General features: G+C 57.3%; 14 protein-coding genes. 6 read left to right on the forward strand and 8 right to left on the reverse strand.

The features are described 5' to 3' along the window. Positions 1-71: 71 nt before the first annotated feature. Positions 72-1,010, reverse strand: a complete 939-nt coding sequence (locus tag ACIQT8_RS11345; protein ID WP_400965157.1) for an alpha/beta fold hydrolase — start codon at positions 1,008-1,010, stop codon at positions 72-74. Between the two features lie 142 nt (positions 1,011-1,152). Between ACIQT8_RS11345 and ettA the strand changes: the two genes are divergently transcribed. The 3 genes from ettA to metF all read left to right on the forward strand — a co-directional run bounded on the left by ettA (position 1,153) and on the right by metF (position 4,919). Then, positions 1,153-2,802, forward strand: coding sequence for an energy-dependent translational throttle protein EttA (ettA, locus tag ACIQT8_RS11350; protein WP_138791008.1), 1,650 nt, complete (start codon positions 1,153-1,155; stop codon positions 2,800-2,802). A 208-nt stretch (positions 2,803-3,010) separates the two neighbouring features. After that, positions 3,011-4,024 (forward strand): metalloregulator ArsR/SmtB family transcription factor, encoded by a 1,014-nt coding sequence (locus ACIQT8_RS11355; RefSeq protein ID WP_262526179.1) that lies wholly within the window; start codon positions 3,011-3,013, stop codon positions 4,022-4,024. Position 4,025: 1 nt separating this feature from the next. Then, complete coding sequence (gene metF / locus ACIQT8_RS11360; protein WP_400965160.1) at positions 4,026-4,919, forward strand: methylenetetrahydrofolate reductase [NAD(P)H]; 894 nt, start codon at positions 4,026-4,028, stop codon at positions 4,917-4,919. Positions 4,920-5,383: 464 nt separating this feature from the next. On the opposite strand, the gene ACIQT8_RS11365 is transcribed toward metF, so the two are convergent. From ACIQT8_RS11365 to ACIQT8_RS11395, 7 genes are all read right to left on the reverse strand, one after another. Beyond that, entirely contained in the window at positions 5,384-6,610 is a 1,227-nt protein-coding gene (locus ACIQT8_RS11365; protein WP_400965162.1) for a lytic murein transglycosylase, read from the reverse strand. Positions 6,611-6,723: 113 nt separating this feature from the next. Beyond that, positions 6,724-7,512, reverse strand: coding sequence for a GH25 family lysozyme (locus ACIQT8_RS11370; RefSeq protein WP_400965164.1), 789 nt, complete (start codon positions 7,510-7,512; stop codon positions 6,724-6,726). A 126-nt stretch (positions 7,513-7,638) separates the two neighbouring features. Next, positions 7,639-8,355, reverse strand: coding sequence for a class I SAM-dependent methyltransferase (locus tag ACIQT8_RS11375; RefSeq protein WP_400965166.1), 717 nt, complete (start codon positions 8,353-8,355; stop codon positions 7,639-7,641). Continuing rightward, positions 8,352-9,602 carry a DUF3419 family protein gene (locus ACIQT8_RS11380; protein ID WP_400965168.1) on the reverse strand — a complete coding sequence of 417 codons (1,251 nt, stop codon included), beginning with the start codon at positions 9,600-9,602 and terminating at the stop codon, positions 8,352-8,354. The genes ACIQT8_RS11375 and ACIQT8_RS11380 overlap by 4 nt, the downstream gene beginning before the upstream one ends. A gap of 153 nt (positions 9,603-9,755) precedes the next feature. Next, entirely contained in the window at positions 9,756-10,844 is a 1,089-nt protein-coding gene (locus ACIQT8_RS11385; protein WP_400965170.1) for a transglycosylase SLT domain-containing protein, read from the reverse strand. Between the two features lie 123 nt (positions 10,845-10,967). Continuing rightward, a complete protein-coding gene (locus ACIQT8_RS11390) occupies positions 10,968-11,603 on the reverse strand; it encodes a LysE family translocator (RefSeq protein WP_400965172.1) in 636 nt (211 codons plus the stop codon). Positions 11,604-11,756: 153 nt separating this feature from the next. Beyond that, on the reverse strand, positions 11,757-12,968 hold the full coding sequence (locus ACIQT8_RS11395) for a pyrophosphate--fructose-6-phosphate 1-phosphotransferase (protein ID WP_138791000.1): 1,212 nt from the start codon (positions 12,966-12,968) through the stop codon (positions 11,757-11,759). A 321-nt stretch (positions 12,969-13,289) separates the two neighbouring features. On the opposite strand from ACIQT8_RS11395, the gene ACIQT8_RS11400 reads away from it, so the two are divergent. The 3 genes from ACIQT8_RS11400 to ACIQT8_RS11410 all read left to right on the forward strand — a co-directional run bounded on the left by ACIQT8_RS11400 (position 13,290) and on the right by ACIQT8_RS11410 (position 15,581). Then, a complete protein-coding gene (locus ACIQT8_RS11400) occupies positions 13,290-14,030 on the forward strand; it encodes a DnaJ family molecular chaperone (protein WP_178340886.1) in 741 nt (246 codons plus the stop codon). After that, the gene (locus ACIQT8_RS11405; RefSeq protein ID WP_400965174.1) at positions 14,027-14,794 is read left to right on the forward strand and encodes an N-acetylmuramoyl-L-alanine amidase; all 768 of its coding nucleotides are present in this window, start codon (positions 14,027-14,029) and stop codon (positions 14,792-14,794) included. Before ACIQT8_RS11400 ends, ACIQT8_RS11405 begins: the two co-directional genes overlap by 4 nt. 247 nt (positions 14,795-15,041) lie before the next feature. After that, the gene (locus tag ACIQT8_RS11410; RefSeq protein ID WP_138790998.1) at positions 15,042-15,581 is read left to right on the forward strand and encodes a lytic transglycosylase domain-containing protein; all 540 of its coding nucleotides are present in this window, start codon (positions 15,042-15,044) and stop codon (positions 15,579-15,581) included. The last annotated feature ends 6 nt before the right edge of the window (positions 15,582-15,587 follow it).

Below are 15,587 nucleotides of genomic sequence, written 5' to 3' on the forward strand. Positions count from 1 at the left end.
TATAACCAGCCGCTGACGACATTGCATTTGATATTAATTCATAATCTTATTCCGTTTAGGCACATGTGCCGTCAGACGGAAATGGTCTTTCTGCACCAGGCTGCGAAGTCCGCCGCCACTGCTTCCCAACCGATCTCGTTCAACGTCTCGTGGCGCATGCCCCTGTAGATCGTCATGTCGATGCGATTGAAGCCGGCTTGCCTGAAACGCTCCGCCAGCCATTCGATTTCCCGGCCATTGTTGGTCGCAGCATCCTGATCGCCGCTGACGAGCAGCACCGGCAGGTTTTTTGGCAGGCGTTCCATCAGTTTCGGGCCACGGTAGGACAGCTCGAAAACATCCTGCCAGAGAGAAACGCTTGCCTCGAACTGGCAGAGCGGATCTTCGACATAGGCGTCGACAGCGGCCTTGTCGTGGCTCAGCCAATCGGCGTGGGTACGTTTTTCAGGCATTTTTGCATTCCAAGTCCGGAACGTGGCCTTCGGCAGGATCGCGCTGGGCACATCCGAACCTTTGAGCATTTTTTCAAGCCGCAGAATGACCTGCGCAATCCGTCCCATGACACCGGGATTGAGGTTTGAATTCCATATCGAAAGCCCATCGAAAGCATCCGGGTGGCTGACGGCCGTGTTCAGCGCGATCAGGCCCCCCATCGAGTGTCCGAACAGGATCACCGGCAGGCCGGGATGTCTTTCTCCAATCATTCGGCGCATGGTCATCACATCGGCGATGACCTTGCTGGCGCCATCCTTCCAGGCGAAGCGGCCCAGGGGGGCATCTGATGCCCTGGTACGGCCGTGACCACGATGGTCATGTGCGTAGACCTCGAACCCCTGTTTCGACATGACGTCTGCGAAATGTCTGTACCGGCCCGCATGTTCGACAAGGCCGTGGCAGATCATCAGCACGCCGCAGGCTTGAGGCAAGGTGGTTGGCTGGTGCCGATAGGCGATGGACGCACCGGAGGGAGCATCGAGCCTCTGGATGTGGCTGAATTCCATCTCGTCCATGTTTGGCCCCGTTTCGTGCTGACACATTGTCATAATCATGGGGTCATAGTCGTGCCAGAGGTTGCCCCGGAACCCCATTTACCCTACATAGCGGCAAATTTCCCAATCCGAACTTAAAATCCGACCTGGAGCATTCGCTACAATGGCACGTCAGTTCATCTATCACATGTCGGGACTGAACAAGTCCTATGGCGCGAAGAAGATTCTCGAAAACGTCAATCTGTCTTTCTACCCGGATGCCAAGATCGGTATCCTCGGCCCGAACGGTGCCGGTAAGTCGACCGTTTTGCGCATCATCGCCGGCCAGGACAAGGAGTTCACCGGTGAAGCCTGGCTCGCCGAAGGCGCCACTGTTGGGTACCTTGAGCAGGAACCGCACCTGGACCCGACCAAGACCGCGTTCGAAAACGTCATGGAAGGCGTCGCCGACAAGCAGGCCGTCATCGATCGTTACAACGAACTGATGATGAACTATTCCGACGAGACGGCGGACGAGGGCGCAAAGCTTCAGGACATCATCGACAGCCAGAACCTCTGGGATCTTGAACAGCAGGTCGAGATGGCGATGGAAGCCCTGCGCTGCCCGCCGAAGGATTCGGACGTTACGGTACTTTCCGGTGGTGAGCGTCGTCGTATCGCGCTCTGCCGTCTGCTTTTGTCGCAGCCGGACCTGCTGCTGCTCGACGAACCGACCAACCACCTTGACGCGGAAACCATCGCCTGGCTCGAAAAGCACCTGCGCGATTACCCCGGCGCCGTGATGATGATTACCCACGACCGCTACTTCCTCGACAACGTCACGGGCTGGATTCTCGAGCTCGACCGTGGTCGCGGCATTCCGTACGAAGGCAACTACTCTGCTTACCTGACGGCCAAGGCCAAGCGTATGCAGCAGGAAGCCCGCGAAGAAGCCGGTCGCCAGAAGGCGCTGTCGCGCGAGCAGGAATGGATTGCATCGAGCCCGAAGGCTCGTCAGGCCAAGTCGAAGGCCCGTATCAAGGCCTACGAACAGCTGGTTGATGCGGCTGAAAACATCCGCCCCGGCGACGCACAGATCATCATCCCCGTGTCCGAGCGTCTCGGCAACGTGGTGGTCGAGCTGGAAGGCATCAACAAGGGCTTTGAAGGCCGCACACTGATCAACGACCTGTCGATCAAGCTGCCGCCAGGTGGCATCGTCGGTATCATCGGCCCGAACGGTGCCGGTAAGTCGACGCTGTTCAAGATGATCACCGGTCAGGAAAAGCCGGATGCCGGTTCGATCCGTATCGGTGACACCGTGCACCTCGGTTACGTTGACCAGAGCCGTGACGCGCTGGATGCCAACAAGACCGTCTGGGAAGAGATTTCCGGTGGCGCCGAAGTCATCAAGCTCGGCAAGTTCGACATGAACTCCAGAGCCTATTGCGGCGCCTTCAACTTCAAGGGCGGCGACCAGCAGCAGAAGGTTGGCAATCTCTCGGGTGGTCAGCGTAACCGCGTTCACCTTGCCAAGATGCTGAAGGCCGGTGGCAACGTTCTGCTCCTCGACGAACCGACCAACGACCTTGATACGGAAACGCTGGGTGCTCTTGAAAGCGCGCTCGAAGCCTTCGCCGGTTGCGCCATCATCATCAGCCACGATCGCATGTTCCTCGACCGTCTGGCCACGCATATTCTGGCATTCGAAGGTGACGGCCATGTTGAATGGTTCGAAGGCAACTTCGAAGATTACGAGGAAGACAAGGTCCGTCGCCTTGGTCCGGATGCCCTGAACCCTGGCAGCCAGGCTTACAAGCGTCTGACGCGATAAGATTGAGCGGGAAGCGCATTGTGCTCGTGCAATGCGCTTATCCGACTTACAGACATGGAATTGAAAGGGGCAGCCGAATGGCTGCCCCTTTTATGTGTCTGTGCCGATTTTCCTGATGATATTGGAGGTTGCTCCGCAATTCCTGTTGCGCCCCCTGCATAAATCACATAAAGATATCTTTATGTCTTGATTGGGTATGGTGAGAGTTTTGGATTTCGGGCTGGATAATCTGGTGGATATCTTGAAGGCGGCGGGAGAGCCAACGCGCTTTCGTTTGCTTGCGCTGCTTTCGGCTGGCGACCTGACTGTCACCGATCTTACCGAAATTCTCGGTCAATCGCAGCCTCGAATTTCCAGACATCTCAAGCTGCTTGCGGAAGAGGGGCTGATCGAGCGTTATCAGGAAGGTGCCTGGGCCTATTTTCGTTTGATGCAGGACGGTCAATCTGCCGGGCTGGTCCGCCAGCTTCTTGCCGCTGCATCGCCATCTGACGCCGTCCTGCAGCGCGACAGCGAACGACTGGCGGCTGTGAAGCGGGTTCGGGCCGAACGGGCACAGGACTATTTCAGCCGCAATGCGTCCGCGTGGGACGAGCTGCGTCGCCTGCATGTCAGCGATGAGGCTGTCGAAGGTGCGCTCGTAAAGCTTGTCGGCACGACGCCAATCGATTCTTTGCTTGATCTTGGTACCGGAACTGGACGCATCCTTCAGCTTCTGAGCGGTGTTTACCGTCGGGCAATCGGAGTGGATGCGAGCCGCGACATGCTGTCCGTAGCGCGCGCCAATCTCGACAAGGCGGGCGTCGTCAACGCATCCGTTCGTCATGGCGACATTCTCAACCTGCCGCTGGAAGGGCAGGATTTCGACCTGATCGTCATTCACCAGGTGCTGCATTTCCTTGACCAGCCGGAAATTGCCCTTTCCGAAGCGTCGCGCATGCTGCGCCCCGGCGGACGTCTGATCATCATCGATCTGGCACCTCATTCTTTCGACTATCTGCGTAGCGAACATGCGCATGTCAGGCTCGGTTTCTCACACCAGCTCATGGACGAATGGTTGAAGAAGGCCGGACTTGAACTGGATCGCACTGTCGATCTCAAATCTGAAAAAGCGTCCGGCGATGCGCTGGACGTGACCATCTGGGTTGCCCGCGACCAGCGTCTTCTGATTGCAGACGATGCGGCGCAAGAGACCGTTTTACTTGCCGCCGGGAGGGCATGACATGACCAGAACAAACACCGCAGGCCGCGACGGCGATATCCGGTTGTCTTTCGAATTTTTTCCGCCCAAGAACCCGGACATGGAAGCCCAGCTTTGGGAAACTGTGGCAGAACTTCAGACCTGGGACCCAGACTTTGTTTCGGTCACCTATGGTGCCGGCGGATCAACCAAGGCGCCGACGCTGGATGCGGTGCGGCGGATGATTGGCGACAACCGCCTGGCCACGGCTGCGCATCTGACCTGCGTCGATGCAAGCCGCGATGAGGTACACCAGGTCATTGAAGAGTTCACGAATGCGGGCGTAAAGCATTTCGTGGCGCTGCGCGGCGACCCTTCTACCGGTATCGGCACGGCATACACACCCCATCCGGAAGGCTACGAGAACGCGGCAGCGTTGGTGAAAGGGCTTCGTGAGATCGGTGACTTCGAAATCTCGGTGTCGGCTTATCCCGAGAAGCATCCGGAGAGCGCCAGCGAGGCGGTCGACATCGATATGCTGAAGCGCAAAGCCGATAACGGTGCGACCCGCGCCCTGACCCAGTTCTTCTTCGATAACGACGTATTCGAGCGTTACATGGAGCGTGTGACCGCTGCCGGGATCACCATTCCGGTGGTGCCAGGTATCATGCCGATCCAGAACCTGACGCAGCTCAAGCGGTTTGCAGGACGTTGTGGGACGAGCGTCCCGTCATTCCTGGACGACCGCTTTGCCGGATACGACCAGGACCCGGAAGGCCGTGCCAGGGTGGCAGGAGAGGTGGCAGCCGAGCAGATTGCCGATCTGCAAAAGCGCGGTATCCATGAATTCCATCTTTACACGATGAACCGTGCGCCGCTCGTCAATGCTGTTCTCGAAAACCTCGGCATGCAGAGATTGCGTCGCAGCGCGGCTTGAGTTTTCGACATAACAAGACAAGAAAAAAGCGCAGGTTCTGCTGAACCTGCGCTTTTTTTAAACTGTGTCATCGAATGCGGCTTCACTTGCGTTCCGTCCGCTCTCCTCGTTAGATGAAAAGCATCATCGTCACGAACAGAAACGCTAAACCGACTGCCAAGGCATTAAGAGATTTTGTAAGTCCCATGGGTGCCTCCTGTTGCTGACAAGAAGACATTATGACGGTTTCGTGGCAGTTGAAAAGCGGTTTCTGTGATGCGGTGCAGCACGGAATTTAGGTCGAAAAAATTCCGAGTTCCGTAAGTAATTGAAAATGTGAATTTATTTTCAATTCACGCAATGCTTCATATCTTTAAAAAAAGTAAATGACCGGGGTCTTATCCCCAGTCATCCGGTAGAGATTAACAGTTTTCGCCTTGTTTCCGGCTCATGCATTAATGGCCAGAACCCGCCGTTAAGACAGATTAAAGGGCTTCCAGAAGCGCTGCCGTGGGCCAGCCGTCGGCCGGCAATCCGAGGCGCTGCTGCTCCTTCTGGATTGCAACGCGGGTGCCTGAACCGAGAATGCCATCCACCTTGCCAACGTTGTGTCCATTGGCTTCGAGCTTGCTCTGAAGCTGCTTCATGGTGGCATCGTCAAAGCCCGGATCTGGGTTGCCCTTGTCGTAGACAGGAAGACCCATCAGACGCGTGGCGAAGTACGCGGCGGAGGTCGTGTAGATGAACGACTGGTTCCATTCGAGGTAAATATTGAAGTTCGGGTAGGTGATGAAGGTCGGCCCCTTGCGGCCCTGTGGCATGATCAGGGAGGCTGGCAGATTGGCAAAATTCTTGTTGCCGTCCCTTGGCGTGACACCGAGTGCGAACCAGTCACCGGCGGTCAGAGGGCCGCCGAGGCCCGATTTTTCCCATGGCAGGTTCTCAGGCAGGGAAACTTCCTGAATCCATGGCTCGCCTTTCTTGAAGCCGAGATGCTGAATGAATTTCGCGGCCGTCAAAATCGCATCAGGAGCGCTGCTCTTGACGTTGACGTGGCCGTCACCATCGCCATCAACGCCGAATGCGATGATATCTTTGGGCAGCATCTGAACCTGGCCGATCTCGCCAGCCCAGGCGCCGGTGTTCGTCGCCGGGTCGAGATCGCCGTGCTGAACCATCTCTGTCAGGGCAATGAGCTGCGGACGGAACAGTTCCGGGCGGCGGCAGTCATGCGACAGGGTGACGAGAGCGTTGCGGGTGTTGAAATCGCCCTGCACGGCGCCAAAGTCCGTTTCCATCGCCCAGAACGCTGCAATCACGCCTGCAGGTACACCGAATTCGTTTTCGGCGCGTGCAAAGGTGGAAGAGAGTTCCTGAAGCTTCTTGCGGCCAATATCGAGGCGGGCCTGGCTGACGGTGCGCTGGGAAAACTCAAGGAAGGTCTGACGGAACACGCCCTGGGCACGGTCACGGGAAAGAACTTTCTGGTCGATCTGCGCGCCTGCAAGCGCTTTGTCCACGGCTTCGGCCGGGACGCCCTTTGCCATGGCTTCGGCTTTTACGCCTTGCAGGAATGCGGCAAGATCACCGCCACAAGCGACCTGCTTCGGATCGTCAGGCGACGCCATAGGCGTAACGGCAAAAGCCGAACCGGCAGACAGAAGAGACAGAGCCGCGGCAAAAAGGATACCGCGCGACCGGAAAGTGGGCATAGGAACGTCCTCAATGGATTGTTTGCCCGCTTTACCTCTATGTTTGTGACAAAAAAACGGGCAGTTGCTTCAATACACACGTCAGAACGCGGTTTTTTACAAAGTGTTGCTTCTTAGCCGTTGTTATTTGCTTCAGCGACCCATTTACGCCAGTTTTTCTCCGTTCCGGAGAAGACGTTGATGTCTGTTGGTCCTGTGACGCCAGGTACCACGCCCGTAGCGGTGTATTGCCAGAACGCCCATTGCCGGTTTTCATAGATCTTGGCCGGGTGGGCCGCGACGGAGCGGACCCAGAAATGATAGTTCTTGAACTGGCCGACCAGATTGTCGCGATGGAAGTCCACTGATGTATAGATGATCGGGCGCTTGCCGTAGTGGGCTTCGATACGATCGAGGAAGCGTTGCATTTCCGAGCGGACGACTGCGGGCGCCGGGCGCGTCTTGCAGGTGGGCGAGGCGGGGTTCCACTCGACATCGAGAACGGGTGGCAATGTGACCGCACCCTTTGGAACGTTTCGGATGAACCAGTCCGCCTGTGCATCGGCCGTGGAGCAGAAATAGTAGAAATGATAGGGGGCATGGGCGATGCCCGCAGCCGCGGCATTGCGCCAGTGATCATCGAATTTCGGATCGATGCGGTCGGAGCCCTCCGTTGCTTTTACGAAAACGAAGGATACGCCGGATTTGCGAACTGTCTGCCAGTCCACGCTGCCATTCCACTTCGACACGTCGATGCCGTGAACTTCATGACGATGCGGGTTATTGACACCGAAATCCTGCGGGTCCGTGTCGACAAATTTCGGTTTGGCGACCGATGCCGTCTCAAGCAGATCGTAGCTCGTGGAGGTGCAGCCGCTCACCAGCAGCAAGGCCGAGAGTATCGCCGATAAACGTAACCGCATTGAAACCCTGAAAAATGTCGTTTCCCGTCAAGCAGCCACGCCATGCGCGCCACCTCTCCCTGTTTAACCATAACATGGTAAACAAGCGGTTATGGCAAGAGGAGCAGGCCCGTTTTCGGCCTCAGATCATGCGTCTTCGAGAATACGGCTGGCTTTTTTCTGTGGTTCGGCAACCGGAAGAGTGATGACGGCGCGCCATGCGTAACCGCGTGCGATTTCCTCGAACTGCAGCATTGCGCCATGGCTTCCAGCCATGTTGGCAAGCACGTAGCGCAGGTTGGCGCGCGGTGTGACGTGGAAACGCGTGAGCCATGCCTTCAGCAGGGACCGAAACCAGCGCGGAAGCTGCTCCTGTTGGCCGAAGTCAACGATGTGTAGCGAGCCGCCCGGGGCGAGCGCTGACAATGCCCGGTCAACCGCCTTTTCCCAATCCGGTATCATCGACAGCGAATAGGAAATCATCACCCGATCAAAGCCATCGGCTTCACCAAATTCGCTTGCTCTGAACGCCGTCGCATCGGCGACGCGCAAATGAGGGCGCTGCTTTTTTCCGGCAAAATTGTCCGACGCCGTTGCCAGCATCTCGGCGGAAATATCGAGACCGAACAAACGCGCTTTCGGAAAAGTGCGGTTTGCAAGCAGCAGATTGCGCCCGGTGCCACAGCCCACCTCAAGCAGCGAGCCGCCTTCGGGGATATCGAGGGCGGCGATGGTCCTGTCGCGTCCCAACAGATAATATTTTCGGGTAAGATCGTAGATGTGCCTCTGGTGGCGGTACATGCGATCCATCAGGCCCGCATGGGCCGTGTCTGCAAGGCTGACATTTTCGCCGATGGTTTTCATGCCGAAGCCCTCTGATAGATGTGGAAACCGCCATAGATGGCGGAGCGATCTCTGGCATTGAGTTCTTTCGAGCGGTCTTCCAGATAGGCCCACTGTTTGCGGATGTCGGGGGACAGACGCCCTTCGATCACGCTTTTCTCGGCAGCGGTGCGGAATATGACGCGTGCGTCTGGTGCCGCCGTGCGGCTGATCTGCGACCACAACTCATTCAATTGTGTGTCGGTCATCCAGTCCTGTGCGTCGAGCAGGATATAGCGATCGACGCTGCCGGCGTGCTTTCGCCCCAGAAGCTCGGTGTAGGTTTCGTGATGAACCGAAACGCGTGCGGCGTTGTTGCGGATCGCTTCGTAATATTCCGGCTTCAGATAGGCAGGCAGCGCGCCCTCGTGCGGTTCCGGGTATCGGCGGGCAAAGGCCTGCCAGGCAAAGTAGTTGTCGCTCAGAGGAAAATCGCAGGCGAGCTTCTCCAGCCGTTCGCGCAAAACGGCGGCGATGGTGCCGTTGGAAGAAAGGCTGGCAAGTTCGTCATACTGGCGTGGGGGAATGCCGAGGCCAAAAAGCGAGCTTTTCCGTTTCGTCAGCCAGCGCACGACAGGTTTGTCGAACAGCGGCGCGACCTTGCTGTCAAAGAACTGGCGCTGCTCTTCCATCGTGCGGCTGTTTGCCATTTCCGTCAGCTTGACGCCATGCAGGCGGGCCATCAGATGGCCCGCGCCGATAAAGCGGCCAAGAAGGCCGGTGCGATAGATGTTCCGGTCGAAGACCGCAATGCGCCGCCGCCCGGAGATCGTGCGTTTGGACCAGTAGGCCTTGGTGGTGTCGTCGAGATGCGGGGCAATGAAGCGGTCGAAGCCCTGGCTGTTGACGTGTGTGTTGGCGCGGCCGAAGTGTCTCACCACGTCCTGGTGGGCTGGAAGATGACGGAAGGCGGCAAGCTTCAACTTGTTGAGCGCAATGTGATGCGGATTGAGATCGACGACATCGATGCTCTCCGGATTGCGAGAGAGGTATGCCAGCATGTTGCAGCCGCCCGAACCGATGGTGACGATGCTGTGGCCGTCACGAAGCTCCATCGCTTCCATATCGACTTCAGGGTCTTCCCAGATCTGCGGATAAACCAGGCCAGAGAACAGCAAGCCAAACAGACGTTCGGAGAGGCCACTTTTTGAAAGAGCCTTGTGCTGAAGCAATGCGGATTTGAGTTTGACGTTTCTGCTGAAGCCGGTTTTCGGTGCGGCACTCGTCATATGATTCCACCTCTCGCTCGATTGAGAGGCGTCTACAGCCGTGAGACTACAGTTTGATGACGGGGCAGTTGGCCAAGGGCCGCATTTACGCCAAAACAAAAAGGCACCGCATGAGATATGCAGTGCCTTTCAATTCGTTTGTGGTCCTATGCGTTACTTGCGCAGAACGTGCAGCATGCCCTTGCGCTTGGCATCGTAATAATAACCGCGGGCATAGAGCCTGACCGCATTGTCACGATCGTTGTCTGCCACCAGCCAGGCGCCGCGCAGATACTTTACCGCGTATCGCAAATTGGTTTCGGCATCGAAGAGACCGGAAGCCGGGCCATCGAAGCCCATCGAACGTGCCGTTGCATGCTTGATCTGCATGAGGCCGAAATGTCCGCCATTATAGGCGGCGGGATTGTAGCGGCTTTCACGCTGTACGACGCGGTGAACCAGATCTTCCGGGACCTGATACATTGCAGCATATTTCGAGATCAGTCCGCTCAACTTGTCCCGGCCGGCTGGCGACGGGTTGAGGGGCGCGGTCATGGTGCCGCTGACGTTGACGGCTGCCAGAGCAGCATTGGTCGGGCCGGCTGCGTAAGCGAGTACGGTGCTGTCCGGCTTCGGAAGAGGGATAACCTTGCGTTCCGCCGTCAACTCCGTGCCGATGGATGGCGAACCCGGAGGAGGCGGCGCAGGTGGGAAGCTGCCTTTGACAGCGACGACCTGCGGCAGTTCGCCGGCGGTCGGGTGCGTTGATTGCGCAGCCGCATTGACGGCGGCGATAGCTGGTGTTGCTGTGGTCGGAGCAAGAGCCACAGTTGTGGTCTGCGCTGCTGGCATCGTCGATGTCTGCGCAACCTGCGTCTCCGCGGTTGGCTGCATCTGGTTTGCGATGGCTGCGGCTGCCGCGATTTCTGCTGCCGGGGGAAGGGCAACACGCCCACCTTTTACAGCGGCAACGTTGGGAAGAGCAGGCTGCTGTTGCGCCAGGCTTGCGTCTGCCGTTGCTGTGGTCGCGGCAGGGGCTGTGGCCGTTCCCGCTGGTGCAGCCGCTTGAGCCGTTTCAGGCGTTGCTGTTGCAGGGGCATTTCCAGTCGCGGCGCTCGGCGCTACGGTCGCGATCTTCGGGCCGTCAGGGCCTTCTTTCGCGGTGTATTCGACACTTGTGCATCCAGCCAGTGTCAGTGCGAGTCCCACGGTGGAAGACAGGAAAAGCGCCGTTTTCCCGCGGAATTTGCCCGAAATTTGCATGCTGCCGCCTTCGTTGTGCCTGTCTTTCGATACCCCGCGTCGAACGAAGCAGGCTGTGTCCCGTCGAACGTTCATTAACCTATTGTAAGGATAGCGGCAAGCTGTGAGATATCGGCGCCGATTTCAGGCGGCAATTCGCCGGTAGCCGGCGCTGACGGCGCGGCCCGAAATGAAATATGTCCGGTACTTCGGCTTGACCTTTTTGCCGCCTGACATGCGGCGAATGAGGGCAAGCATCGAGGGTGCGAAAAGCGCTTGTCCGACGAGTATCACCAGCGCGGCGATCAAAACCGCGCTCTGCGCAATCGCAAGCACTTCAACCGCGTCGGCAGGCTGGGAAACGAACTGCGGAAGCAGCGCAAGGAAGAAGCTGAAATAGCGTGGGCGAAATGCCGCCACTGCAAAACAATCCCTGAAGATGGCACCGAGTGTTTTGCCTCTCAGGTTGTCATTGTCGGCATTCGCGGCTCTGGCGACAGGCGTTGCCATGATCCACAGGACGAACAGCATTAACCAGCCGAGGCCTGCCCACTCGATGATTTCAAGAAACGACTTGGGCAGGTAGGCAAACGCAACTGTCGGAATGGCGGCCAATGTCATGGCCGTCGTGATGCCGAGGGCACCACCGGTAGCGGTGGCCAGCACCGTGCGCTTGCCGCGAATGGCCGAGTAAGAGGCGGCAGAGAATGCAAGGGGAGAGGGGAGTGCGAACATGACGGCACACGCTGTACAGAAAATCAGCCACGCCTCTCCAGACATTCTCTTTCCTCCTAGAGCGCCATGTGTCGATGAAGACACAAAACTGGCGCTCTAATTCATTGAATCCACGCTTTTTGTCCTGCGAAAACCGAGGGGATTTTCACTCTCATGTCTCCCCTTCCTGTCATCGCATTCTTTTAGCGTAGCGTAAAATCATGCTGCTGTGAACGGCTGGCCGACATGATCCATGACTTCTGCGAACCATTTCGCGGAGATGTCGAAGTGCTTCCCGCCCTTGATGCGTGGAAACTCGATGGTCCGCAGTTTGCCGCTCTGTTCCTCATCATGGCCAGTGACGCCGGAGACCTTGTTAAGTGCACTTTCGACGGCCAGATCGACCATGCTCTGGATCAGGCGAAGGTCGTTGCCGTTGGCAGGCGCGGAGCGGGCATAATAGCCGGATTTCTGCACCATCGAGCGTTCGGCGCCGATCAGGCTTGCGAATTGCTTCTGGAACCAGCCGCCGACATTGATCGTGTCGATCTTGACGTGGCCGAAGGCATCGCGCTTGACGGCCTCGCCTGCGGCTTCACGTTCGGCGACGATGGCGTCGAGGCCGGCACCTTCGGAGACGAACAGCGTCACATAACCGTTCTTTTCCATGATTTTCTTCAGGCGCTCCGCCTCTGCTTCTATATCAAAGGCCATTTCCGGCAGATAGATGCCGTCGATGTTCTTCATATGCGAATTCATCATCAGGCCTTCGACATATTCATTGCCGCTGGTCTTCTGGATGTAGGCGCGGGCAGTGGCCGCTGTCAGCCAGCCGCAATGGCGCCCCATGACTTCGTGAATGACGAATGTTTTCGGTGCGGCGCTCTGCTCGTTGCTGACATTGTCGAAGAAGGAGGCGCCGACTTCGGCTGCCGTCCATGCTCCAAGCGACTGCTTGATCGGCACGACGTCGTTGTCGACGGTTTTGGGCAGGCCGACAACGGTCAGATTATAACCGTTTGCACCAAGGTAGGCGGCGAGATCGGCTGCCGTCGTGTTGGTATCGTCGCCGCCGATCGTGTGCAGAATGGTTACGCCGTCTGCGGCCAGACGCTCGGCTGCGACGCGCAGCGGATTTTCGCCTTCCTTGACGAGACCGCGCTTCGCACAGTCGGCGGCATTCGTCAGCTTCACGCGGCTGTTGCCGATGGGTGAACCACCGTAGCGATGCAGCAGGTATGCCTTTTCGCGCATATCCTTGGTGATCTCGATCCGGTCGCCGAGAAGCACGCCCTGATAACCGGAGCGATAAGCCACAAGGTCGATTTCGGGTGCGATGTCGCTGTAGCGTTCAATCAATCCGCCGACCGCGGATGAAAGGCAGGGAGCGAGACCGCCCGCGGTCAACATTGCGACTTTCTGTTTGGCCATCATGACTCTCCTTGTTTGCACGCGTCCACGATTATGTCTGGCAAATGGATGCGACAGGCGCGTGTAGGTGTAAAGCGAATTTATGGAGAAAAATGGCGATTTCTTGCGGTTTTTCAGGAGCTTGCAGCGCGATTTCGAATATAATCGTTTCAATCGGCACTTCGTTGGCTCGTGCGCGGAACGGGTTTGGCTGCCTGTGGAAAACTTTTCATCGGCAACTGAAATGATGAAGCGAAGCTGTTGCAAAGATGAATAAAAGTTAATGCCTTGAGGTCGCGCGAGATATTGCATTCACGATGATATGCCGTCATGCTTATGGCCATGATCATCGATTTCGCCTGTTTGCAAATTTCATCCCTGTGGGAACGGCTGCTCGGCGCAATCGGCGACGCCGCAGGTGGTGCGCTCGGGCGCGTTGTCGAAGCGATCCGCACCTTGTTCGAAGGCGATCCAGAAACCCGTCGCAGAGTATCCTTTTCCGTCGCCATCATTGCGCTTTCTGCCAAAATGGCGAAGGCTGACGGCGTCGTGAATGATGCGGAAGTCCGCGCATTCCGGCAAATCTTCGACTTTCCCGACGAGGAAGCCAAGAACGTTGCGCGTCTTTACAATCTGGCCCGTCAGGACGTAGCCGGTTTCGAAGCCTATGCCGAAAGGCTGGCTGGCCTTTGCGGTTCCGGCAACGACAATTGCCAGATGCTGGAAAGCGTCATCGACGGGCTTTTCCATATCGCCAAGGCTGATGGACTGATTCACGAGCGGGAACTGGCGTTCCTTGGTCGTATCGCGGAAATCTTCCATATCAGCGAAGATCATTTCGAAACGATCATGGCGCGACATGTTCATATGGACGGGCGTGATCCGTACCGTGTGCTCGGTGTTTCGCCCTCCGACGATTTTTCCGATATCCGCAAGCGTTACCGTTCTCTGGTCGCAGAACACCATCCGGACAAGCTGATTGCCCGTGGCGTTCCGATGGAATTGCATGCCGCCGCAAATGAGCGTATGGCGGCTCTCAATGCCGCTTATGCGGCGATCGAGAAAGAACGCCGCGTCGCATGACCGATTTTATGCCGGATTTCAAAGGCGCCACAGTTGCGCCTTCGCCGAACCATGGGGAGCGGCTGGGAGTGAGTGGGCCGGATATCATCCTTCTCCACTATACCGGCATGACGACTGCGGACGGCGCCCTGTCCTGGCTGCGCAATCCCGAGAGCCAGGTTTCCAGCCATTATTTCGTCTTCGAAGATGGACGGGTGATCCAGCTTGTGCCGGAAGATCGACGCGCCTGGCATGCGGGCAAGAGCACGTGGGGCGGCGAAAGCGATATCAACTCCCGCTCAATCGGCATCGAAATCGCCAACCAGGGCCATCCAGGCGGATTGCCTGAATTTCCTGAAAAACAGATCGCAGCAGTCGTCGAATTGTGTCGGGATTGTGGTGAGCGGTGGTGTATTGCCCCGGAACGGGTGCTCGGACACTCGGATGTTGCGCCCATCCGCAAGGTCGATCCGGGTGAAAAATTCCCGTGGGACATCCTGTCGCAGAACGGTATCGGCCATTGGGTCGCACCTGCGCCCATCGCCGGAGGACGGTTTTTTCAGCGCGGCGATCAAGGCCAGCCGGTCGAAGCACTGCAATCCATGCTTTCCATCTATGGATACGGTATTGAAATAACAGGCGCTTATTGCGAGCAGACCGAGGGCGCGGTGGCTGCTTTCCAACGGCATTTCCGTCCGACTCTGGTCGATGGCATCGCTGATTTTTCAACGATCGACACGCTGCACAGGCTGATTGCCAGCCTGCCAAGATTCTCCGGCGTTTGAAGTTCATTTGCTGTAATTTTCCCGGAAATTTTGTCTCGCGAAAAGTCACATTTTTCTTGTGCCACAGTTAATCCGCATTGAGGAAGTTTAAGAACGGCACCGGACGCGGTGTTGTTCTTCAGGGGAACTGACCGTCAATATCAATCAAGGAGACTGAACCACGGAAGGTCTGGATAGACTTTCCGAACGCTGGACTTTTGTGCCGTTGCATCGTGCCAGTCATCCGTTCTGGAGTTTATTTCTGCATATGAACAGAGTTGTAGTTGCTGTCGCCGCGGGCGTTATTATGCTCGCTGCGCAGGCAGGGGCCGTTTTTGCCAAAGATGAAGACGTGAAGACCAAGACCGTGCCACTGGAAAGCTTTTTCCGTAAACCCGGTTATCCCAGCCCCGACAAAGTTTTGCCTGCCGCGTTGAAGAACGACTACTCCGATCTGATCGTCAAATATGCCAAGCGTTATGGCGTTCCCGTCAATCTGGCGCATGCCGTTGTTTCCGTCGAAAGCAAGTTCAATCCAAAGGCTCGCGGCAGCGCAGGTGAAGTCGGGCTGATGCAGATCAAGCCGGCGACGGCGCGGATGATGGGCTTTCGCGGCACCGCAAAGGCTCTTTACGACCCGGAAACCAATATCCGCTGGGGCATGCAGTATCTGGCAACCGCGCACCAGCTCGGTGGGGGTGAGGTCTGTGGCACGATCCTGCGTTACAATGCGGGTCATGGTGCCAAGCGCATGAACCCTGTGTCCAAGCGTTATTGCGGCAAGGTACAGGCGCTGCTGCAAGGCTGATCACGG

The sequence above is a fragment of the Agrobacterium sp. NPDC090273 genome, assembly GCF_044772305.1.
In the GTDB taxonomy this organism is placed as follows: Bacteria; Pseudomonadota; Alphaproteobacteria; order Rhizobiales; family Rhizobiaceae; genus Agrobacterium.

Excerpts from the sequence above, each read along its gene's own strand:
- ACIQT8_RS11345 (WP_400965157.1), bottom strand. The coding sequence starts at position 1,010 with ATGGACGAGATGGAATTCAGCCACATCCAGAGGCTCGATGCTCCCTCC.
- ettA (WP_138791008.1), top strand. The coding sequence starts at position 1,153 with ATGGCACGTCAGTTCATCTATCACATGTCGGGACTGAACAAGTCCTAT.
- metF (WP_400965160.1), top strand. The coding sequence starts at position 4,026 with ATGACCAGAACAAACACCGCAGGCCGCGACGGCGATATCCGGTTGTCT.
- ACIQT8_RS11365 (WP_400965162.1), bottom strand. The coding sequence starts at position 6,610 with ATGCCCACTTTCCGGTCGCGCGGTATCCTTTTTGCCGCGGCTCTGTCT.
- ACIQT8_RS11370 (WP_400965164.1), bottom strand. The coding sequence starts at position 7,512 with ATGCGGTTACGTTTATCGGCGATACTCTCGGCCTTGCTGCTGGTGAGC.
- ACIQT8_RS11375 (WP_400965166.1), bottom strand. The coding sequence starts at position 8,355 with ATGAAAACCATCGGCGAAAATGTCAGCCTTGCAGACACGGCCCATGCG.
- ACIQT8_RS11380 (WP_400965168.1), bottom strand. The coding sequence starts at position 9,602 with ATGACGAGTGCCGCACCGAAAACCGGCTTCAGCAGAAACGTCAAACTC.
- ACIQT8_RS11385 (WP_400965170.1), bottom strand. The coding sequence starts at position 10,844 with ATGCAAATTTCGGGCAAATTCCGCGGGAAAACGGCGCTTTTCCTGTCT.
- ACIQT8_RS11390 (WP_400965172.1), bottom strand. The coding sequence starts at position 11,603 with ATGTCTGGAGAGGCGTGGCTGATTTTCTGTACAGCGTGTGCCGTCATG.
- ACIQT8_RS11395 (WP_138791000.1), bottom strand. The coding sequence starts at position 12,968 with ATGGCCAAACAGAAAGTCGCAATGTTGACCGCGGGCGGTCTCGCTCCC.
- ACIQT8_RS11400 (WP_178340886.1), top strand. The coding sequence starts at position 13,290 with ATGATCATCGATTTCGCCTGTTTGCAAATTTCATCCCTGTGGGAACGG.
- ACIQT8_RS11405 (WP_400965174.1), top strand. The coding sequence starts at position 14,027 with ATGACCGATTTTATGCCGGATTTCAAAGGCGCCACAGTTGCGCCTTCG.
- ACIQT8_RS11410 (WP_138790998.1), top strand. The coding sequence starts at position 15,042 with ATGAACAGAGTTGTAGTTGCTGTCGCCGCGGGCGTTATTATGCTCGCT.